Genomic DNA, 21,528 nt, shown 5'->3' with positions numbered 1-21,528 from the left:
TCATAATAATGGCCATTGTTCGGGTTATAAAACTTCCCAACCTGATCGACGAAATAGTCATGCCAAGACACACCGTTATCGTCGCTGACCTGTATCGTCAAATCGTCCGTTCCGGAATAATCCAAATTGCCCTGATAGGACAGGCTACCCAAGGCGGTATTCAGATCAGCGATACTGCCGCTAAATTGCAGGGTACTTCCGGACGTCGTGCCGGTAATGCCGGCGGTGGTGCCCAGTGTCAGGGTACCGTAATTGGCAGCGATCTTGACGGTCAGGCTGGCGGGATTATTGGCATCGCTGACGGTCAGTCCACTAATGCTGATCGGCGTGTCCTCGTTGCCCGCGACCGACGATCTTCCCTTGATCGACGGGGCGTCTTGAACATTGACCGAGAATGCGGCATTGGTGGTTTTGCCGTCGCTCTCCGATAGCGCAAGATTAAAATTACGCAAACCGACGGTAGCGCTTTGGTAGCCGATATTTTTAATGAATTCGGATACATTGGTTGTGGTCGCGTTACTATTGAGGGTAACAGTCAAGGTATGGCCGTTTTGACCATCATTGGTGGCATGCACGGTCCCGATCGTCGTTCCACCAACGGTAACGGTTTCACCCGCTGCAAGCGTATGATTACCGCCGGAAGCAGCATTGGCACCATCCAGAGAGAAGCTTCCGTTAGCGGTACCGGATGTGGTGGTGATGACCAGGGTGCCGCCATTGAAATTGGTTGTGTCGCCATCGGTGATGGTGACCGCCGTGCCGGTATCGATCGGCACAGCCCAATTGACTGTCGTCGCGGCGGCATCGCCGTTCAGGTTGTTCAGAATCGGAGCATCGTTGACTGCATTGACCGTGACGGTCAACGGTACGGTTCCCAGTGTGCCGAATCCAGTGCCGCCATATTCGACGATGTAGCCTTGTATACCGGGTGTGTTCCCGGGAACGTCATTCCAAAATCCATTTAACAGAAGGTTAGGATAGTCTTCACCCGATTGATCATTGGGCTCACCGGATATCCAATGACTATAGCGCCCGTTCACAGCGCTTCCATTCGCCGCCCCTGACCAGAATTGCGTACCCGCTTCAGGTCCGGTTACCCAGCGCCAATCACCCTCGATAGCTGCATCACTGGCCCCGAACCAGCCCGAGCCACCCAGCCTGGCGGTAATATAATCACTTTCCGATTGCAAGGTAATCGTTGCCAGATAACCATTCAAACCATATAGCGTGCGACTCTCTGCAGCTGCCTTGGCGCTTGCCCAGTCTATCCCGTAAATGCTGACATACTCATAATAATGACTATTGTTTGGGTTATAAAACTTCCCAACCTGATCGACGAAATAGTCATGCCAGGACGCACCGCTATCGTCGCTGACCTGTATCGTTAGATCGTCCGTTCCGGAATAATTCAAATTACCTTGATAGGACAGGCCGCCCAAGGCGGTATTCAGATTGGCAATGCTGCCGCTAAATTGCAGGGAATTTCCGGATGTCGTGCCGGTAATGCCGGTGGTCGTGCCCAGCGTCAAGGAGCCTTGATTGGCTGCTATCTTGACGGTCAGGCTGGCGGGATTGTCGGCATCGCTGACGGTCAATCCAGTAATGCTGATCGGCGTGTCCTCGTTACCCGCTACCGACGATCTTCCCTTGACCATCGGATTGTTTTGAACATCGACTGAGAATGCGGCATTGGCGGTTTGGCCGTCGCTCTCCGATAGCGCAAGATTGAAATTACGCAAACCGGCAGTAGCACTCTCAAAGCCGATGTTTTTAATCAATGTGGCGACATTGGTTGTGGTCGCATTACTATTGAGTGTGATGGTCAGGGTACGGCCGTTTTGGCCATCATTGGTGGCATGCACGGTACCGATCGTCGTTCCACCGACGGTGATGGTTTCACCCGCTGCGACCGTATTATTACCACCGGAAGCGGCATTGGCGCCATCAAGGGAGAAGCTGCCGTTGGCGGTACCGGATGTGGTGGTGATAACCAGGGTACCGCCATTGAAATTGGTTGTATCTACATCGGTGATGGTGACCACCGTGCCGATATCGATTAGCACAACCTGATTGATTGTCGTCGTGGCGGCATCGCCAGAAAGATTATTCAGAACCGGAGCGTCATTGACTGCATTGACCGTGACGGTCAGCGGTACGGTTTGCAGCGTGCCGAATCCAGTCCCGCCATATTCGACAACATAGCCTATTGCATAGTTGAGAAAATTATTTGGTGCATCAGCCCACTTATCCGCCTGATAAAAAAGACCATAATTTTCGCCCGCACCGTAATTATTCGGCTCTCCGCTGTACCAATTGTTATATAAACCACCGATAGCACTTCCAGAGCCATTTCCGGACCAGAACTGCGTACCTGCCTCAGGTCCGGTTACCCAACGCCAATCACCCTCTGTAGCTGCATCGCTAGACCCCATCCATCTAATGCCACCTAGTTTCGGTTTAATAAAATCATTTTCCAGTTGCGAGGTAACCGTTGTCAGATAGCCATTCAAACCGTAGACTGTACGGCTTTCCGCAGCAGTTTTGGCAGCTGCCCAAGTTATACCGGTAGCGTTGACGAATTCATAGTAATGGCCATTGTTTGAGTTATAAAACTTCCCGGGCTGATCGACGAGATAGTCATGCCAGGATACACCGTTATCGTCGCTGACCTGTACCGTCAAACCGTCCGCTCCGGAGTAATTCAAGTTGCTTTGATAAGTCAGGCTATTGAGTGCCGTATTTAGGTTTGCAATGCTGCCTTCGAACTCCAGTGATGCGCCTGCAGTCGTTCCGGTAATTCCCGTTGTCGTGGTAAGCGCCAAGCTACCGTGGCTGACACCCACTTTAACCCTGAGACTCGATGGATTGTCGTTATCGCTAACGGAAAAACCGTTAATTAAAATGGCACTGTCTTCATTACCCGTAATCGCCGATTTGCCAATAATAACTGGCACAAAGTTATTAGCCATTTTCCACCCAATCAATTTGAAAGTTATCCATGGCCGTTACGCGTAAATCTTGAGCAAATAAGAATGCAGGCAATACACTGGCAATCCCAACCGCACTATTGGTCACGACTGGTCTTGTGCGAGTTGAATCGGCCATATTGTTGGTCATACCATGCTCAACAACAAGCGATTCGATTGCTATTGTGTTATAGGTTTTAAGATTTAAGTCATGCTTATTGCTTCGATTGTTAGGCGTGAAACCTTGCAGAACACTGATAGCCATTAAGTATATCCTTAGTCTTTAAAACCGTATGAGATTGAAATATGTAAGCAAGAAACTACATCGCGTAGGAATATGTTACCCATATATCCGCATCGCTGAATCGTGTAAAACGCCGCTTTTTACTTCTTATTTCATTCAATGAAACCTTTGCACGGCAACGATCCTAGGGTACTGGGTCGGGTGTTATAACTATGTTCTAAAACTGATTATTGAAGTGATTGGCATGAGTTTTTCGGAATATGATGCAACTCGCCGCACCCGGAAAGGGAATTTCTTGAAGGAAATCGATGAATTGATAGATTGAAACTCGACAGGAAGCAATCGCGATGCATGTCCTATCCGATAAGGAGGTATTCCATTATTGAACGCTTCTTCAGTCGCTTGAAACGTGAATGGCTGACACTGACAGATAATGTTTATCAAACCAGAGAATCTGCTATTGCTGATACTTAAGCTTGCTTTAATTGACGCAAAGGAAGAATGGGGCGATAAAATTCATCGCATTGAATAACTGAGCTTGATCTAACAGACGCATCGTCAAATCGGGCAATTGTCAGATTAGGTCTGAATTACTACAGTTTATTTTAACGAAAAAGTGCCCCATTACTATTAGACACTATTTGCACAAAATCTAGGACACTTTCTGTCATTGAGATTGCTTCCACTACATCAAGTTACACGCTTTTAAACTTTACAGTAAGAAGGAATCCAGCTTTTTTCGATAATATAATCAGGCAATTGATTGAAATCAAAAGATTCTCCATCATTGATCATTTGTTTTACATCAAATAGTATGCCAACTTCTGGGATATCATTAAAAAACATTGTATAAAATGGTTTAACTAACCATTTAGAAACTCGTATCCCGACAGGGCCAATGAAATTTCTGCGCTGTCCAACGTGGGCCACTTCATCAATCGTAATTTCATCCAACAGTTCTTTGAGACGCATCCGAACTTCTGGTTCATTTACAAATAGCTCATCAATTAAACGATTTAAATGGCGATAGTAGGTAACCCCCATTAATTCCGTCACAAAAGCAGGTGTATCCAGTAAGAAATCGGGAAACTTTGGAAACTGCTCATAAATTTTTTCTTTAATCGGACTTAATGGCACCCACTCTACTTTATCCAAACCGCAGGTACGCAACATTTCATCGAACAAACGAACATGGCAGAACTCTTCTGCCAAATGTACACGACTGATCTTATCTTCAATTGAATGTGAATTATCCATATTTGGCACGGCATCCCACGCACCTTTAATGCCAACCCACTCATGTCGAGCAAATTTATACATGCCCGTTAACATTAGCGTCATATGATCCAGAGTCTTGGGATCATCCTGCATATCCACATAATTACGATAGAAAGCATCAGGGTTGGCTAGTGGCACCCTTAACTGAATCGGGTTATCTTTAAAGGAGTTGAATTTATTACGTTTCTTTACTAAATCTTTATCTTCTTCCAGTAATTCACCATTGTGATGCTGAGTAAAGAGCCAGTAATTCTCAAAATTGTTAGTTCGTTCTTGTTTAGATGCAGGTGTAAAAATAGAGCGAAACTTAGGTGCATTCATCGCGTGGCCTTTAAATGGTTAGTAATTCATTTTGATATTGAATGATGCGGATACTTAAAGCAGGCACATTCTTAGAATCTCAAATCAAGACCCTATGAGTCCAATTTCCAACAACCTTTTTTCTTCATTTTAATTCGAGCGACTCCAGATTATTACCACTTACTGATTGGCGGTTGTAGCGGAATTTCCCAGCAAAACGTTTGCAACCTATTCCCGCACAGCATGTCTCATCGGCTTATACTCTACAATACCTGTCTCGACAAATAATACTTAACGCAACACATACAATATGGTGCACACAAAAACAAATATAAAACCTACGAACGATCGCATTGGCTGGCGGTTTGATAACAGCTATGCCCGTTTGCCCAAATCTTTCTATGTGCAACTCCTCCCGGTACCAGTGCGCGCACCATGGATAGCGGTATTGAATCATGCGTTGGCAGAATCACTAGGATTGGATCTTCGTTCGTTGTCCGAGGAAGAAGCCGCGCAACTGTTTGCCGGCAATGTACTGCCTGACTCGGCTCACCCCATTGCGCAAGCCTATGCCGGCCATCAGTTCGGCAACTTTACAATGCTGGGCGATGGACGTGCGATATTACTGGGCGAGCATCTCACTCCGGCTGGAGAACGGTTTGATATTCAGCTGAAAGGCTCCGGTCAAACGCCCTTCTCACGGCGTGGCGATGGCCGTGCGGCGCTTGCACCCATGCTGCGCGAATACATCATTAGTGAGGCGATGCACGCGTTTAACATTCCCACCACACGCAGCCTTGCTGTCGTCACCACCGGTGAATCTATAATGCGGGAAACCATGCTCCCCGGCGCGATTCTCACCCGTGTAGCGGCCAGTCATATTCGGGTGGGTACATTTGAGTACATCGCGGGAACGGGGGATGAAGAAGGCATTAAAACTCTGGCCGATTATGTTATCCAACGCCATTACCCGGATCTTAGCTCAGCCGAGAACCCCTATCTCGCACTCTTGAACACAGTAATTGAACGTCAGGCCTCGCTCGTGGCAAAGTGGTCGCTGGTTGGTTTTATTCACGGCGTGATGAATACGGACAACATGACTATCAGTGGTGAAACGATTGATTATGGCCCTTGTGCCTTTATGGATGCGTACGACCCGCATACTGTATTCAGTTCGATCGATCATCATGGCCGCTATAGCTATCGCAATCAACCCCATATGGCGCAGTGGAATCTTGCACGCTTTGCAGAGACACTGCTGCCGCTACTCCATCCTGTACAAGAGCAAGCAGTGGTACTGGCAGAAGAAGCTATCCACGCTTTCCCGCATATTCATCAGACCCACTGGCTGGACGGGATGCGCAAAAAATTGGGATTATTCACTGAAGAAACAGAAGATATTCAACTCATCGAAGCCTTGCTGACATTGATGCGAGAACATCAGGCCGATTACACCAACAGCTTCCGTGCACTGGCGTCGGAAACCTTGCCCACTACTGCCGTATTCCATGATGCAGCATTTATTGCATGGCACGCACATTGGCAAGCAAGACTGTCGCGTCAGTCCGAATCCAGACAGTCATCGTTCTGCCTGATGCAGCAGCATAACCCTGCGATCATCCCACGCAACCATCGCGTTGAAGAAGCCCTGGCAGCAGCCACTGAGCATGGGGATTACTCGCCAATGCAACGACTGCTTGCGGCGCTGACAAATCCATACGCCGATGTTCCGGAATATGACGATTATCGTACTCCGCCAGCACCTTCAGAGCGTGTGTATCAAACGTTTTGTGGCACGTAATTCTGACGCAAATTGATACCCACAGGCGATTGTGATCGGATACCAGGCACCCGCTCAGATTCCGCTATCTTTTCACGCACACAGCGCTTTTCCTGGATGTTTGCCATCGCCACCGATACAATCTGAAACAAACCGCCACTGAATTTAATTTTCCATCTAATAAACATGCTGAACACTACCCCTACACCGTCGCCACCTTCTTCCGCACAACTCCAGACAAGAAGCCTCGAAACGGTATGGCATCCTTGCACACAAATGAAACAGCACGAAACCTACCCACTCGTTCCGATTGTCAGCGGCAAAGGTGTGTGGCTTTATGATGCTGCCGGCAAGCGCTATCTTGATTCGATCAGTTCCTGGTGGGTCAATCTTTTTGGACACGCCAATCCTACGATTAATGCGGCAATTCGCGATCAACTTGAAAAAATAGAGCATGTCATGCTGGCGGGCTTTACTCATGAACCGGTTGTCGCATTATCGGAGCGACTCAAGACCATCGCACCCGGCTCGCTCGGACATTGTTTTTACGCCAGCGATGGTGCTTCGGCGATTGAAATCGCATTAAAAATGAGCTTTCATTACTGGCTTTTGTGCGGACAGCCGCAGAAGAACCATTTCATCAGTTTGCAGAATGACTACCATGGTGAAACACTGGGGGCATTATCGGTTACCGATGTAGCCATCTTCAAAGAAACCTATGCACCGCTGCTGCGCCCGTGCACGCATGTTCCCACGCCGGATTGGCGTTATGCGGAACCGGGTGAATCAGCGGAAGCGTATGCCCTCCGTGCCGCGGCAGTGTTGGAACGCCACCTGGCCGATAACCATGCGCAGATTGCTGCACTTATTCTTGAGCCGCTGGTTCAAGGCGCAACGGGCATGGGCATGTACCATCCGGTTTATCTGCAACGCGCCCGGGAAATCTGCACCCGCTACCAGGTTCATTTAATCGCCGATGAAATTGCAGTAGGTTTTGGCCGCACGGGCACCCTATTTGCTTGCAACCAAGCTGACATCGCACCGGATTTCTTGTGTTTATCCAAAGGCTTAAGTGGCGGCTATCTGCCGCTGTCGGTCGTTATGACACCGGATGCGATTTTTCAGGCTTTTTATGATGACAAAACAGCGCGCGCTTTTTTACATTCGCACTCGCATACCGGCAACGCATTGGCTTGCCGTGCAGCATTAGCCACACTGGATATTTTTGAACGAGATCAAATCATTGAAACAAACAAAACCAAGGCAGCGTATCTGAATACGATTGCAGCACCGCTTGCGGCCCACCCCCAAGTGAAAAATTTTCGTAACTGCGGCATGATCTGGGCTTTCGAGGTCGAAACGAACGATCACGATTTTGCAGCAAAGTGCTTTCAAGCAGGTTTGGAGCAACAATTAATATTGCGTCCGTTGGGAAAAACCATTTATTTTATGCCGCCTTATATCATCAGTGAACAAGAGATGGATTTGCTGGTCGATGGTACATTACATGTGCTGAATACACTCTAACAGGCTACCAAACAATATCGGAGCTTTAATACCATGCAACTTACTTTCTTAGGCGCAGTCGGCGAAGTGACCGGATCCAGTTATCTTATTGAAACGGGATCCGGTCGCTTTTTAGTCGATTGCGGCATGTTTCAGGGTGGGCGGGAAGCGGATAGAAAGAACCGCACTGCCTTTAGATTCGATCCAAAAACTATCGATTTTGTCTTGCTAACCCATGCCCATATCGATCATTCCGGCTTATTGCCACGCTTGAGCGCATGGGGCTTCCGCGGCCCGGTTTATTGCACAGCGGCAACTGCGGACTTACTCCAGGTCATGCTCAAAGACAGTGCGCATATTCAGGAAAAAGAAATCGAGTGGCGCAATAAATCGCGCCGCCGCAGCCACGCAACGCAGGAACTTGCGCCGCTCTATACCCTCACGCAGGCGGAAATGCTCCTGAAGCAATTAAACCGTGTGGATTACGATACGAACATTTCGCCCCACCCTTCCATACGCTGCTGTTTCCGTGATGCCGGGCACATTCTGGGTTCATCGATCATAGAACTATGGGTCAAGCAGCATTCGGGTCACAAAAAATTTGTATTCTCCGGCGATCTGGGACAACCCGGTCATCCGATTGTGCGCGATCCCACGCCCATTCAACAAGCGGATATCCTGTTGATCGAATCAACCTACGGTAACCGCTTGCATCGCAGTATGCCAGACACGCTCGATGAATTGGCTTATGCCATCAACGATACACTGGTGCATAAAGGCGGCAACGTGATCATTCCGGCTTTTACCGTTGGCAGAACACAAGATTTATTGTTCCTGCTGACCGATCTGTATCGTCAGGGCAAGCTGGGGGACATGGATATTTATGTGGATTCACCGATGGCTCGGGCAGCAACGGAAATCACGCTCAAGCATATTGCGCTGCTGGATCAGGAAACTTCGGAAGCATTGCAATGGATGAATCAGAATGTGCAAAAACCCCGGATTCACTTTGTGCAGGATATTGAAGAATCCATGCAGCTCAACCAAATGAAGCACGGCATCATCATTATATCGGCCAGCGGCATGTGCGATGCCGGACGCATCAAGCATCACCTCAAGTATAATCTTGACAGACCCGAGTGCAGCATATTGATTACCGGATTTCAGGCTGCGAGAACGCTGGGCAGGCGATTAGTGGATGGTGCCAGGCAAGTCAGAATTTATGGCCAGGATGTTCGCGTAAGGGCTACTATTTATACCATTGGCGGACTTTCAGCACACGCCGATCAAGCGGGTTTAATCCACTGGCTGAGCCATTTCCAGACAATGCCAGAGAAAATTTTTGTGGTACACGGCGAGTCTGGTAACGCTTCTGCTCTGGTTACCGCCATTGAGCAAAAACTGCACTGGAATGCATGCGTTCCGGAACAGCTATCAACCATCTCCTGCTAGCGGATCGCTGAAATCCGGATTGCAATAAATCTCAGATGCCTTGTATTATACTGACATCAAGCTGCCACTTAAATGGGTCTTCAACACTCTCAATACTATCCATGCCTTTTGATAAATCTAGAATTTCCATTGGGATATGTGTATTGGCGCGAGCGGAAAAGAAAACCTTGATAATGGGCGTAGTTAAGCTTTTCTTCGATTGCTCAATGACTACACCCAGTCGACCGGATTTAAGCCTTAACAAAGTACCGTTGGGATAGATACCGATTGTTTTAACAAACGCATGAAAGACGACTTCATCAAAATGCCCGTTTTTCCATAACGCCATTTTGCGTATTGATTCAGCAGGTCCCCAGGCTTTTTTATAGCAACGATCCGAGCTGATCGCATCGTATACATCACAAACTGCCCCCATGCGCGCATATAAAGTCAGCGTATCGCCTGATAATTTTTCAGGATACCCTCGTCCATCCATACGCTCATGATGATGCAAGCAGACATCCAAGGCTACTTCGTCAACTTGATAACATGATTTCAGTATTTTCCAACCGCGTTGTGGGTGCTGCTTGACTATCTTAAGTTCTTCATCCGTCAGTTTATCCGGTTTATTCAATATATCGCTCGGTATCGCCATTTTCCCAATATCATGCAGCAATCCGGCAACGCCAACCTGTTTGAGTTGGTCGCCATTCAAATCCAATTGTCTGCCCAGCGCAACCATAAGCACGCACACCGCGACCGAATGCAGATAAGTGTACTCATCCGAGTTTTTCAATCGAACCAGACTGAGCAATGCATTGGTATTTCGTTCCAGCGATTGACTAATCTCATCAACCAACAAGCCAACCTCTTCGATTGCAAGCGCTTTACCCATTCGAACATCGCTAAACATGGTCGTAACCACTTCTTTTGCGTTGTTATGTATTTCCTTTGCGGAACTTAACTCCTCTTCCACCGAGACTGGCGAGGAAGCTTTTTTAGCCGGTCGCGGTGCTTCTATGGGTGGTTTAGCTGCATCAGCATCCAACGCCTCTGAAGATTCCGCCGGCTTTTCATCAACAACGACATCCAAGCCTTTGCTGGTATCAATCCATATCTCATCCATATTGCAATTCAGCAGTTTGTCGAAATCCTTCTGATTGTCCAGTTTGAATGATTTTCGCCAGAACGGATGCTCTAACCAGTTCCCACGGATCTCATGAATATACATGCCGAGTCGAACATCATCAGTTTTTATCTTCTTTATCATAGGACTCACAATATAGAAAAATAACTTCGTTAGTTGATTATCTACTACGCCAATTGATTCTGATGCGTTCAGCCACTTTGATCCTTCCAAACTCGCGCAGCGATTATTCCAATTTACCGAGTTGCTCTTTCAATTTATCTAATTTCGCATTGAAACCCGCTAATCGCTCCTGTTCCTGCGCGACTACATTGGCGGGTGCACGCTCGACAAAGCTGGAGTTAGTCAGTTTTGACTTTGCTTTACTGACTTCTACTTCAATCCGCGCAATTTCTTTCATCAAACGCTCGCGTTCGATCTTGACATCAACTTCAACTTTAAGCATGAGTCGAAACTCACCCACGATAGAGACCGGCGCATCGACATTGGGTAATTCATCCTGCTTAAAGTCAATTTCCGCTAATTTGGCCAGTGCCAGCAAATAAGGTGAAAATTCCGTTAGAACCGAATGATTGCCCGTTGCCAATAACGGCACTCGTAACGCCGGAGACAGATTCATTTCACTGCGCAATGTACGGCACGCATTGATAATGTCTTTCAGCAAAGCAATAGACTGTATGGCATTGTTATCTATTTGAGCCACATTAGCTTCTGGATAGGGCTGGCACATAATACTCTCACCTGTTTTCCCTGCCAAGGGCGCAACTTTCTGCCAAAGTTCCTCGGTAATGAACGGAATGACCGGGTGCGCAAGCCGCAGCATGGCTTCCAATACCCGCACCAAAGTGCGACGTGTCGCGCGTTGCACCGAATCCTGGTCACTATTTAACTGCACTTTGGCAAATTCAACATACCAGTCACAATATTCATCCCACACCAGTTCATAGATTTCACGCGCCACCAGATCAAAACGATAATTGCCAAATGCCTGTTCAACGGCATGTTCCGCCTGCTGCAGGCGGCTGACTATCCATTGATCGGGTGCGGAATAGCGCAGCGGCAATGTATCATCCACCCCGGTATCTTTACCTTCGCAATTCATCAACACATAGCGAGTTGCGTTCCACAGCTTGTTACAAAAATTTCGGTAACCCTCGCACCGCTGCATGTCAAATTTGATATCACGACCATGCGAAGCCAGGCTGGCGAATGTAAAACGCAAGGCATCGGTCCCAAAAGCCGGAATGCCGTCGGGAAAGTGTTTGCGGGTATTTTTTTCAATGGATTCGGCCTGTTTGGGATTCATCAATCCTGTCGTGCGCTTTGCCAGCAAATCCGGCAAGGTGATGCCGTCGATCAGATCCAGCGGATCCAGCACATTCCCCTTGGACTTGCTCATTTTCTGGCCTTCGGCATCACGAATCAGGCCGGTGATATACACTTCCTTAAAAGGCACTTTGCCGGTGAAGTGCAGCGACATCATCACCATGCGCGCCACCCAGAAGAAAATGATGTCAAACCCGGTGATGAGCACCGACGTCGGCAAAAATGTTCTCAGTTCCGGCGTTTCGTCCGGCCATCCCAGTGTCGAGAATGGCCAGAGTGCTGATGAAAACCACGTGTCCAGCACATCGTCGTCTTGCGTCAGGTTGTTTTTACCGGAGAGCTGCTGTGCTTCTTCCAGCGTATGGGCAACGGTGACATTGCCATCTTCGTCATACCACGCCGGAATGCGGTGTCCCCACCACAGTTGACGCGAAATGCACCAATCCTGGATATTCTCCAACCATTGATTGTAAACATGCGTCCAGTTATCCGGCGTGAATTTGACTTCACCTTGCGCAACCACTTCCAATCCACGTTTGGCCAGACCCTCCATCGCGACATACCATTGATCGGTCAGCATTGGTTCAATAATGGTATTGGTACGGTCGCCGCGCGGCGCCATCAGCTTATGCGGCTTGGTTTCAACCAAAAACCCCCGCGCTTGCAGATCACCAACAATCTTTTTCCTGGCGTCAAAACGATCCATGCCTTGGTACTCGGTTGGCGCCAGCTCGTTGATTTTTCCATCCAGCGTGAAAATATTGATCGGCACCAACTGATGCCGTTGTCCGACCTGGTAATCATTAAAGTCGTGCGCCGGTGTGATTTTCACACAACCGGTGCCAAATTCCAGATCGACATAGGTATCCGCAATCACCGGAATAGTGCGTTCGCACAGCGGCAACCGCACATGGCGTCCAATCAGGTGCTGATAACGCGGATCGTCAGGATGCACGGCAACCGCCACATCCCCCAGCATGGTTTCGGGGCGGGTGGTCGCAACGATCAAGGCTTCTGCTGGGTTCGCTTGAGTACCGTCGGCTTGTTCGACGGGATAACGGATATGCCACAAGGAGCCATTTTCTTCGGTTGCTACCACTTCCAGGTCGGACACTGCGGTTTGCAGTACCGGATCCCAATTTACCAGCCGTTTGCCGCGATAAATGAGTCCTTCACGATACAGGCGCACAAACACTTCAGTCACTGCACGTGACAAAGCGGCATCCATGGTGAAACGCTCGCGTGTCCAGTCGCAGGAGGTACCCAGGCGCCGCATTTGCCGCGTGATGGTGGAACCGGATTCTTCTTTCCATTGCCACACTCGTTGCAAAAATGCTTCCCGTCCCATTTCGCGGCGATCAAGATTTTGTTGGTCCAATTGACGCTCAACCACGATCTGAGTAGCAATACCGGCGTGATCGGTACCCGGTTGCCATAACGTGTTATCACCCAACATGCGATGATAGCGCGTCAACGCATCCATCAAAGTATGTTGAAACGCATGGCCCATATGCAACGTACCCGTCACATTCGGCGGCGGTAGCATAATGCAATACGCGGATTGGCCTGCAGCAGTTGTCGGTCTGAAATAACCTGTTGATTCCCAGATCGAATACCAACGATCTTCAATATGTTTCGGGGCAAAACTTTTTTCGAGTTCCATGAAATTTAAAGTTGGATTGAGTGATACAAACAAGACCGTCATTATAGCGGATGACCTATCGGCACGTATGCTAAGTGGCAGATTCCATTTTCAATTTACACCACTTTGTCGGCGCTATCTGTCAGATGGAATATATAAATAACGTAAGTTTTTGAGTACAACTATTTGACTTGACCAGTCAAACGAATCTCCAACGCATTCGCCAAAGCTTCTCTATCCGACGTATCCATTTCTATATGGACATCTTCCAGCGCAGCATCCAGTATCTGCTGAATAGATTTCCGGCGCTTCGGTTGCGGTTGAATCACCGACGGATGAAGTATCACGACTTCAGTGAGTGTTGGTATGTCATCCGGCTCTGCTGCCGGCAAAATTCCATCTACTGGGGGAATGTCCGTTGCGGTAGCGGTAACCGGATGCGTTACTCTGCCCTGGCTTTGGTATTTATTCAGTAAATTAGTAAACTTGGCCAATATCTTGGCGTCATCGAGATCTGTTGTATCGTTATCTTCGTTCATGATAAAAAGACCGTCATTGCCACAGCTTTACTTAACAGGCCGTTCATCATCAAGATTATAATGCTGGATCTCGTAACCGGCATCCTTGTAAAAACGGTAGCGCTCACGGGCAGCCAGCTTGTCCTCATGCGCAACACCCGCAATCTCGATCAGTCTGTCGAATTGATCACGCAACGGTGGAGGCTGGTGATGCAGATTAAGCAGCACATCGAAATGATCATCCGGGTGTATCTGGTCGCTCAAAATGACCGGCGTCATATCGGTCATTTGCTTGTCGCTCTGCTTAACACAATGCGGAATAAAGCTGGTAGCGGAAAACGTCCACAGCAATTCATCGAGCTGCTCAATTAATGCCGTATCAGGTATATAGATTATTACGCTCATTTTTTGTTGTACCGCCTTAGCACATAGTCGACAAGCTGTTTTCAACTTATCATTGGATCCTGAATAGAAGAAAATTTGCGTCATCGAATGATCAATGTGCATTGCATACAAGTCGCTATTGCTGATTAATTCACAAAAGTATGGAATGAATCCGCTGGCCTTCACCCATCAACAGGTGCTGAAAAGCTATCTGCGTTGCCGCTGCGGCGTTAAAAACAGGTTCAAAATGCTCACTTATAAGCATAAACTGCGCTTCTTCGCCCGCTTTGGCCTTGCAACGGCTGCCTCGAATACGTTTTTCAACAGCCTGTTAATCAGCAAATCTAAGAACCACATTTAGTTGGCCGTTTTGGCCTGTGCAATCAGAAACTGCACTAACAGCGGCACAGGACGTCCGGTTGAACCTTTCTCCTTGCCGGATTTCCATGCTGTGCCTGCGATATCCAGATGTGCCCAGCGATATTCCTTGGTAAAGCGCGACAAAAAGCAAGCAGCCGTGATGGTTCCGGCAGCCCGTCCACCAATATTGGCGATATCTGCAAAGTTACTTCTCAATAGATCTTGATATTCATCCCACAAAGGTAACTGCCAGGCACGATCACCCGCTTGCTCGCCAGCAGATAGCAGTTCTGCAGCCAGTGCGTCATCATTACTCATCAATCCCGTCGTAAAATTCCCCAGTGCAATCACACATGCGCCAGTCAAAGTGGCGATATCAATCACTGCTTTCGGGTTATAGCGTTCCGCATAAGTTAATGCATCACATAGAATCAGACGCCCTTCCGCATCGGTATTCAGAATTTCAATCGTTTGGCCGGACATACTGGTTACCACATCACCCGGTTTTGCCGCCTTACCGCTAGGCATATTCTCGGTGGCAGGAATGATTCCGACCACATTGATCGGCAATTTCATTTCGGCGATCGCATACAGTGTTCCCAGCACACTGCCGGCGCCACTCATATCAAACTTCATCTCATCCATATCAGCACCGGGTTTGAGTGAAATACCGCCGGTATCAAAAGTCACTCCCTTCCCTACCAAAACAATGGGATGCTCTTTTTTTCCTGATCCGTAATATTCCAGCACAATCAACTTGGCCGGCTGTTCACTGCCGCTTGCCACAGCCAGCAGCGAGCCCATGCCCAGCTTTTCCATATCTTTTTCTTCCAATACCGATGCTTTCATTTTATGGGTCTTGGCAAGATCTTTAGCCTGCTTGGCAAGGTATGTTGGGGTACAAATATTCGGTGCAAGATTACCGAGGTCTTTTGCCAAGCTCATACCTTGTGCAATCGCCAAACCTTGCTGCATAGCGACTTCACAGGCGGCCAATTCAGCACGATCATTAATGCATAACACCATCTTACGTAAATTGCTCGGGACGCTATCCGGCTTACTCTTCAACTGATCAAACCGGTAGCTGTTGCTGGTCGCGGCTATGATAGTTTGTGTCACCTTCCATTCGTTGCTCCGCCCCTTAACAGGAAAATCGGATAAAAACACTGTTGCGTCAGCAACTGCTGTTTTTTGTAAGGCACTCAACACAGTATTGAGTGTCGCCAAAAATGTTTTTTCCTTGAACTCCTGTTCCTTACCCAATCCAACCAATAAAATCCTTTTGAATTGGGTATCCGGTACATTATGCAATAACAGTGACGTATTGGCCTTACCATCCATGTCACCGAGCGCAAGGATATTTTTAATATACCCTTGCGTGATTTTATCCAGGATTTTAGCCGAATCCGCTTGCTTTTTTGATTCAAAAATACCGATCACCGCACAAGCTCCGCGTTGTTTCTCCGGGGTTCCTACTTTTATTCCAAAATCCACATCAGACTCCTTTATCAAGAATTTTCTTTTAGGCAACACATTGATACAAATTTATACCATGTAATCTATGGAATATTAGTCATCTTATAACTGCTTTGTTCAAATAATCAAAACAATTTCACGAAAAATCCAACAATGTAGCATCCGCTCAATTAGAATAAGCAACGAATTCCTACCATATCAATAGAGATAAGAGGGATAATCCCTACCAGCTCCCACAAATAATTCTCTTGAAAACGAGCAAGAATGCCATGTTTATAATATAATAGAGAATAATCACTATATTATTCAATACTATATAAGTGTTATTTAATTTCAAGGATGATAAAGTGCTTGATGATAAATTGAAATCACGACTTAATTTTTGCACAACACTTCCAAGTCTGCCCGCTGTTGCTATCAAAATCATCGAACTGGCAAATGATCCTGATGCAGATATAGGGGCTGCCTGCCAATATATTTCATTAGATCCGGTACTTTCCGCAAAATTACTTAAAACAGCAAATGCACCTTTATATAAATCCCGTCGCGTCGCAACCAATGTCCGGCAGGCGGTCAGCATTCTTGGCACGCATTCGGTCATCGTTATCGCCTTGTCTTTTACATTAGCCAATTCACTCATGAAGAAACCGGCATCGAGCAATCTGCTGGATTTTGATAACGATATGTTTTGGCGTCGGTCTATTACGTCAGCACTTGCCTGCCGCGCGCTCGGAGAAAAGCTGAATCTAAACTTCCTGGATGATTTGTTTCTAGCCGGATTAGTACAAGAAATCGGTATCTTGGCCTTCTCAGCCATCATGCCCGAAGAATATGGAAAAATCTTTTCGCCGACTGTTGATCACGACTTACTGCTTAAAAAAGAGCGTGAAACATTTGGTGCCGGACATGATGAGCTGGGCTGCGCACTGTTACAAAAATGGCACATTCCTGATTATATCGCCCTGGCTTGCATCGCCAGTCATAACCAGCCGGAACCCAGAGATTTAGGACCCAACCTACAGTCTTGTGTTGCTGTATCTCGCTACCTGGCAGATTATTTTCTTTATCCGCAAGAAACCGAAAAAATGACAGCCTTAACAGAAGCTGCCAAAAATTGGCTTGGACTTGACGATGCTGCACTGGTGGATGTGATTAAGCTCATGGAAGTTGGCTTAAAGTCCATCGAAGAATTATTTGATATCCGTATTCATCACACCGCCGAAGCGGCAGAAATCATGGCTGCGGCCAAAGAATTGCTGATAATCCATAGCCTGTCGAGAGTGAAAGAGTTGGAAGAGAAGTCGCAGCGCGACGGGCTGACTGGTGCTCACAACCGGATACATTTTGATGAAACACTGCGGCGCGAATTTAATTTGTCCGTGCAATATAACCTCCCTCTCACTATCGCCATCATTGACCTGGATCATTTTAAGCAAGTCAACGATACCCACGGACATCTCGCAGGCGACTCGCTGCTGGTCACTGTCGTCAGTACAATTTACGAGCAAATGCGCCAGGACGACACACTCAGCCGCTATGGCGGTGAAGAGTTTGCTTTAATCCTACCAGGCACAACACTTACTGCTTCAAGAAGTCTTATTTCTCGATTGAAAGATGCGATTGCAGCCATTAACTATAAATTGGATAATCATTACACCATTCATATTACCGCCTCTATTGGTGTCGCCTCCAATGAAAAAGACGCAACGTATTTTTACGCACCGATGGATATGATTAAAGCCGCTGACTCCGCACTGTATGCTGCAAAACATGCGGGCCGCAATCAGATCATCGAATGGAGTCCATGATGGATATTCCATTTTCATCCGACCCTTGCACATTACAAATAACTATCTACTTATGAATCTGATTATCCAAGGATTGGAAGTTAGTAACAGTGACTTACGAGCTCTTGCAAAACTCTCCCACGCAGATAGCATTGAGCGGATTACCGGCCAAGCCTTCCGATTGACAAACGCCACTGATACAGCCGATATAGCGGATTATTGCGCTGAAGCGGCATTGGATTTTGCTTTTGTAAATCCCGATCGCAAACTCTCTGAGTTCAAACTGATAGCAATGGATATGGATTCAACGCTGCTGGCGATTGAATCCATTGACGAAATTGCCGACATGCACAATATCAAACCGCAAGTTGCTGCCATCACACTGCAAACCATGCGAGGTGAAATCAGTTTTGAAGAGAGCCTCACACGTCGCACCGCGCTATTGCAAGGTCTATCTCAAGAAGCGCTGCAGAAAGTTTATGATGAGCGTGTCCGGCTCAGTCTCGGTGCAGAAAAAATGTTGCAACAGGCTAAAATAGCCGGCTTAAAAACCATGGTCATTTCAGGTGGCTTTACATTCTTTACTGAACGGATTAAAGCAAAACTGGGACTCGATTATGCCGCCGCCAATGTGCTGGAAATTGAGAATAACCGATTAACCGGAAAAGTGATCGGGGAAATTATCGGCAGGGAAGGAAAAGCACACGTATTAAACCAAGTGCGCGATGAGTTGGGAATTCAACGTGAACAGATTATCGCTATTGGCGATGGCGCCAATGACCTGGGCATGATGGGTGCAGCCGGAATCAGTATTGCTTATCACGCTAAACCGATCGTCAAAGACTATGCAACCTATTCAATCAATCATGTAGGATTGGATGGTGTCACCAACTTATTTAGTCACCCCAATTAGCAGACCGTTGAGAATCGTTTTTGAGGCCAGCCGATACCAGGCAAAAATAGGCGAAAAAGCGCAGCTTATGCGTAATCAATGAGCATTCTGAGCCTGTTTTTAACACAGTAGCAGCAACGCAGATAGTTTCTCAACGACTTGTCAGTAATCCGGTTCATACATCAGCGACCTGATATAACTATCCAAATCGTCCGGCAAGTTGGCATCCGTTAATCCTTCATGAATTACCACCCCGCAAACAGCTACCGCAATGGCATGCGACACCTTGCGCACACGCGTCAGCGCAGGATAAATTGCTCCAGTATCAATTTCTTGTTCGGTAACAATGTCTGCCAGAACTTGGGCAGCTGCTAAAAACATACTCTGTGTGACAACACGCGCAGCGCTGGCGTAAATACCTAAACCAATCCCTGGAAAAATATACGCATTATTGCCTTGAGCCGATTTAAATAACCGATCGTTATATTGCACCGCATCAAAAGGACTACCACTGGCGAAAATGACCCGCCCATCACTCCACTGGTAAGCCTGTTCAGCAGTGCATTCAGTATGCGAAGTAGGATTTGATAGAGCAATAATCACCGGACGCTCATTGACTGCTGCCATTTTACGGACGATGTTCTCATCAAACGTCCCTGCTACACCGGTGGCACCAATCAGCACGTCAGGTTTGATATCTCCAATGGCGTCCACAAAACTGCGTGCCACGTGCTCATGCGCAAAAGGCTTGATACGCGGTTTAATATTGTCGTTGCTTGATGTCACCAATCCCTTTCTGTCAATAAACCACAGCCGCTGCTGTGCTTGTGATTTACTTAATCCTTCCGCACAGAATGCATCTACCATCAATTCCGCAATACCGCCAGCCGCAGAACCCGTACCTAAGAACATAATATTCAAATCGGAAAATCTCTTCCGAGTAATACGGCATGAAGTATAGATGCCCGCCAATGTAACTGCGGCAGTGCCTTGTATGTCATCATTAAAACAGCGGACTTCTCCGCTATAACGGTCTAAAAATTCAAACGCATGCGGCGTCAAAAAGTCCTCAAACTGTATCAATGCATACGGGAAACGCAATTGAACGGCTTTGACAAATTCATCAACCAGCGACCGGTAAACATCTCCACTGATCCGCGGATACGGATACCCTAGATAGAGCGGATCCTCGCGCAAAGAAACATTATTAGTGCCAACATCGAGCATTACCGGCATGCATTGTGCCGGATTAATTCCAGCACAGGCGACATATAAAGCAACCTTGCCGATGGATATTCCCATACCATTGGCACCTAAATCCCCCAACCCTAGAATCCGTTCCCCGTCAGTCACAACAATCACGCGAATATCTTCTTCAGGCCAGTTCCTTAAAATGGTTGCAATTTCTCCACGATCTTCAGGGGTAATATAGAATCCTTGCGGCCTTCTAAAAATATGTGCAAATTCTTTGCACGCCTCACCAACAGTCGGGGTATAAACCAAAGGCATGATTTCTTCAATATGATCAATCATGGTCCGGTAGAAAAGCCGCTGATTGCGCTCCAACAAAGCATTTAAAAAAATATATTTTTCAATAGCAGTGCCTTTGCAACGCATGCTACCTAATACACGCTCTATTTGCTTATTGATGCTTGCAACATCGTACGGTATCAATCCACGTAATCCATAGCGTTCACGCTCTTCTCGCGTAAATCCCGTGGACTTAGTGAGCGCCGAGTCAAGCAGTAGCGCTTTCCCATATAAATCCTTCATGTTAATTCATACTCCTGGTCAGATGGTCTTCATACATGGATCTTGATATAACAATAGCTCAAATCACATCACAATTGGACAATCCGCAGAACGAAAGATAAACTTCTTTGTCTCACTTACAGAAAAGCAATTTCGCATATTTATTTATCTTTATTATTAATAAGTGTTATCCAGAATAAAAATTATGAATCAGTCACTATTTCCAACACCTAATCCAAGTTTATACACTGAAGAAGAAATTGCAAAACTTGTTCATACATTTTATGCAAAAGCTAGAAAAGATCCTGGACTTGGCCCTATTTTTGAAGAGCATGTCATTGATTGGGATGCACATTTTGTGCAAATGACTAATTTCTGGTCTGCTCAATTACGCGGAACCAGTCGATTCCGTGGTGCACCCATGCCTAAACATATTGCATTGCCGGAACTGACAGCAGAACTATTTGAACGCTGGTTAAAACTTTTTCGTCAAACGACTGAAGAACTTGGTAATCCAAACTTACAACATCATGCTGACGCAGTTGCTTCATTTATTGCTACCAGATTGTGGCAAGGCTATCAAATTAATAATTACCCAGATAAACAACCGATAGCGCTTCATATCGTTTAAATTAGCTTAAGATACTAATTACCTCTTTTATCTCTATCAAGAGTTACCCTAAATAAGGGCTTCCCACCCCAAGTTAACGGGAAATTGGTGCTATAAAAATTAAAAAGA

17 protein-coding genes are annotated in these 21,528 nt (G+C 46.9%); 7 read left to right on the top strand and 10 right to left on the bottom strand.

The genetic code is table 11. The annotated features are described in order from the left end of the window. The 3 genes from C8R34_RS16450 to C8R34_RS07360 form a co-directional block, all read right to left on the bottom strand. Positions 1-2,969: hypothetical protein (locus C8R34_RS16450; RefSeq protein WP_207896455.1), on the bottom strand; the 2,969-nt coding region annotated here is incomplete at its 3' end. Continuing rightward, complete coding sequence (locus tag C8R34_RS07365; RefSeq protein WP_110339331.1) at positions 2,962-3,231, bottom strand: hypothetical protein; 270 nt, start codon at positions 3,229-3,231, stop codon at positions 2,962-2,964. The genes C8R34_RS07365 and C8R34_RS16450, both read right to left, overlap by 8 nt. A gap of 684 nt (positions 3,232-3,915) precedes the next feature. Beyond that, positions 3,916-4,809, bottom strand: coding sequence for a hypothetical protein (locus C8R34_RS07360; RefSeq protein ID WP_110339329.1), 894 nt, complete (start codon positions 4,807-4,809; stop codon positions 3,916-3,918). A 289-nt stretch (positions 4,810-5,098) separates the two neighbouring features. Here C8R34_RS07360 and C8R34_RS07355 point away from each other — a divergent pair, with 289 nt between their 5' ends. Continuing rightward, the gene (locus C8R34_RS07355; protein WP_110339327.1) at positions 5,099-6,589 is read left to right on the top strand and encodes a YdiU family protein; all 1,491 of its coding nucleotides are present in this window, start codon (positions 5,099-5,101) and stop codon (positions 6,587-6,589) included. Here the strand turns inward: C8R34_RS07355 and C8R34_RS07350 are convergent. Further along, a complete protein-coding gene (locus C8R34_RS07350; RefSeq protein WP_110339325.1) occupies positions 6,568-6,756 on the bottom strand; it encodes a hypothetical protein in 189 nt (62 codons plus the stop codon). The genes C8R34_RS07355 and C8R34_RS07350 overlap by 22 nt on opposite strands. On the opposite strand from C8R34_RS07350, the gene bioA reads away from it, so the two are divergent. Next, positions 6,755-8,095 (top strand): adenosylmethionine--8-amino-7-oxononanoate transaminase, encoded by a 1,341-nt coding sequence (bioA, locus tag C8R34_RS07345; RefSeq protein ID WP_110339323.1) that lies wholly within the window; start codon positions 6,755-6,757, stop codon positions 8,093-8,095. The two genes, C8R34_RS07350 and bioA, sit on opposite strands and share 2 nt — an antisense overlap. 33 nt (positions 8,096-8,128) lie before the next feature. Further along, positions 8,129-9,526: an MBL fold metallo-hydrolase RNA specificity domain-containing protein gene (locus tag C8R34_RS07340; RefSeq protein ID WP_110339321.1), complete on the top strand. Its 1,398-nt coding sequence runs from the start codon at positions 8,129-8,131 to the stop codon at positions 9,524-9,526. Between the two features lie 31 nt (positions 9,527-9,557). On the opposite strand, the gene C8R34_RS07335 is transcribed toward C8R34_RS07340, so the two are convergent. The 4 genes from C8R34_RS07335 to C8R34_RS07320 all read right to left on the bottom strand — a co-directional run bounded on the left by C8R34_RS07335 (position 9,558) and on the right by C8R34_RS07320 (position 14,627). Next, a complete protein-coding gene (locus C8R34_RS07335; protein ID WP_110339442.1) occupies positions 9,558-10,775 on the bottom strand; it encodes an HD-GYP domain-containing protein in 1,218 nt (405 codons plus the stop codon). A 103-nt stretch (positions 10,776-10,878) separates the two neighbouring features. Continuing rightward, the gene (locus C8R34_RS07330; RefSeq protein WP_110339440.1) at positions 10,879-13,641 is read right to left on the bottom strand and encodes a valine--tRNA ligase; all 2,763 of its coding nucleotides are present in this window, start codon (positions 13,639-13,641) and stop codon (positions 10,879-10,881) included. Between the two features lie 161 nt (positions 13,642-13,802). Continuing rightward, positions 13,803-14,159, bottom strand: a complete 357-nt coding sequence (locus tag C8R34_RS07325; protein ID WP_110339319.1) for a hypothetical protein — start codon at positions 14,157-14,159, stop codon at positions 13,803-13,805. A 27-nt stretch (positions 14,160-14,186) separates the two neighbouring features. Continuing rightward, positions 14,187-14,627: a DNA polymerase III subunit chi gene (locus C8R34_RS07320; protein WP_110339438.1), complete on the bottom strand. Its 441-nt coding sequence runs from the start codon at positions 14,625-14,627 to the stop codon at positions 14,187-14,189. 61 nt (positions 14,628-14,688) lie between these two features. Here C8R34_RS07320 and C8R34_RS07315 point away from each other — a divergent pair, with 61 nt between their 5' ends. Next, the gene (locus C8R34_RS07315; protein ID WP_146207583.1) at positions 14,689-14,883 is read left to right on the top strand and encodes a hypothetical protein; all 195 of its coding nucleotides are present in this window, start codon (positions 14,689-14,691) and stop codon (positions 14,881-14,883) included. Here the strand turns inward: C8R34_RS07315 and C8R34_RS07310 are convergent. Continuing rightward, positions 14,880-16,376 (bottom strand): leucyl aminopeptidase, encoded by a 1,497-nt coding sequence (locus C8R34_RS07310; RefSeq protein ID WP_110339315.1) that lies wholly within the window; start codon positions 16,374-16,376, stop codon positions 14,880-14,882. The genes C8R34_RS07315 and C8R34_RS07310 overlap by 4 nt on opposite strands. A 329-nt stretch (positions 16,377-16,705) precedes the next feature. On the opposite strand from C8R34_RS07310, the gene C8R34_RS07305 reads away from it, so the two are divergent. After that, positions 16,706-18,166, top strand: coding sequence for a GGDEF domain-containing protein (locus C8R34_RS07305; RefSeq protein WP_110339436.1), 1,461 nt, complete (start codon positions 16,706-16,708; stop codon positions 18,164-18,166). A 52-nt stretch (positions 18,167-18,218) separates the two neighbouring features. Further along, entirely contained in the window at positions 18,219-19,058 is an 840-nt protein-coding gene (gene serB / locus C8R34_RS07300) for a phosphoserine phosphatase SerB (RefSeq protein WP_110339434.1), read from the top strand. Positions 19,059-19,199: 141 nt separating this feature from the next. Here serB and C8R34_RS07295 read toward each other — a convergent pair whose 3' ends face one another. Then, positions 19,200-20,810: an NAD-dependent malic enzyme gene (locus tag C8R34_RS07295; protein ID WP_110339313.1), complete on the bottom strand. Its 1,611-nt coding sequence runs from the start codon at positions 20,808-20,810 to the stop codon at positions 19,200-19,202. Positions 20,811-20,994: 184 nt separating this feature from the next. Between C8R34_RS07295 and C8R34_RS07290 the strand changes: the two genes are divergently transcribed. Continuing rightward, positions 20,995-21,420, top strand: coding sequence for a group III truncated hemoglobin (locus tag C8R34_RS07290; protein WP_110339311.1), 426 nt, complete (start codon positions 20,995-20,997; stop codon positions 21,418-21,420). Positions 21,421-21,528 lie beyond the last annotated feature (108 nt).

Source organism: Nitrosomonas sp. Nm84 (assembly GCF_003201565.1).
GTDB lineage: Bacteria > Pseudomonadota > Gammaproteobacteria > Burkholderiales > Nitrosomonadaceae > Nitrosomonas.
This window is presented reverse-complemented; position numbering and strand designations above follow the sequence as displayed.

What these genes read in the sequence shown, in the direction of transcription:
- C8R34_RS07355 (WP_110339327.1), top strand. Translation starts at nt 5,099, where the DNA reads ATGGTGCACACAAAAACAAATATAAAACCTACGAACGATCGCATTGGC.
- C8R34_RS07365 (WP_110339331.1), bottom strand. Translation starts at nt 3,231, where the DNA reads ATGGCTATCAGTGTTCTGCAAGGTTTCACGCCTAACAATCGAAGCAAT.
- C8R34_RS07335 (WP_110339442.1), bottom strand. Translation starts at nt 10,775, where the DNA reads ATGATAAAGAAGATAAAAACTGATGATGTTCGACTCGGCATGTATATT.
- C8R34_RS07290 (WP_110339311.1), top strand. Translation starts at nt 20,995, where the DNA reads ATGAATCAGTCACTATTTCCAACACCTAATCCAAGTTTATACACTGAA.
- C8R34_RS07315 (WP_146207583.1), top strand. Translation starts at nt 14,689, where the DNA reads ATGAATCCGCTGGCCTTCACCCATCAACAGGTGCTGAAAAGCTATCTG.
- C8R34_RS07325 (WP_110339319.1), bottom strand. Translation starts at nt 14,159, where the DNA reads ATGAACGAAGATAACGATACAACAGATCTCGATGACGCCAAGATATTG.
- C8R34_RS07350 (WP_110339325.1), bottom strand. Translation starts at nt 6,756, where the DNA reads ATGTTTATTAGATGGAAAATTAAATTCAGTGGCGGTTTGTTTCAGATT.
- C8R34_RS07295 (WP_110339313.1), bottom strand. Translation starts at nt 20,810, where the DNA reads ATGAAGGATTTATATGGGAAAGCGCTACTGCTTGACTCGGCGCTCACT.
- C8R34_RS07320 (WP_110339438.1), bottom strand. Translation starts at nt 14,627, where the DNA reads ATGACGCAAATTTTCTTCTATTCAGGATCCAATGATAAGTTGAAAACA.
- C8R34_RS07340 (WP_110339321.1), top strand. Translation starts at nt 8,129, where the DNA reads ATGCAACTTACTTTCTTAGGCGCAGTCGGCGAAGTGACCGGATCCAGT.
- C8R34_RS07330 (WP_110339440.1), bottom strand. Translation starts at nt 13,641, where the DNA reads ATGGAACTCGAAAAAAGTTTTGCCCCGAAACATATTGAAGATCGTTGG.
- bioA (WP_110339323.1), top strand. Translation starts at nt 6,755, where the DNA reads ATGCTGAACACTACCCCTACACCGTCGCCACCTTCTTCCGCACAACTC.
- serB (WP_110339434.1), top strand. Translation starts at nt 18,219, where the DNA reads ATGAATCTGATTATCCAAGGATTGGAAGTTAGTAACAGTGACTTACGA.
- C8R34_RS07360 (WP_110339329.1), bottom strand. Translation starts at nt 4,809, where the DNA reads ATGAATGCACCTAAGTTTCGCTCTATTTTTACACCTGCATCTAAACAA.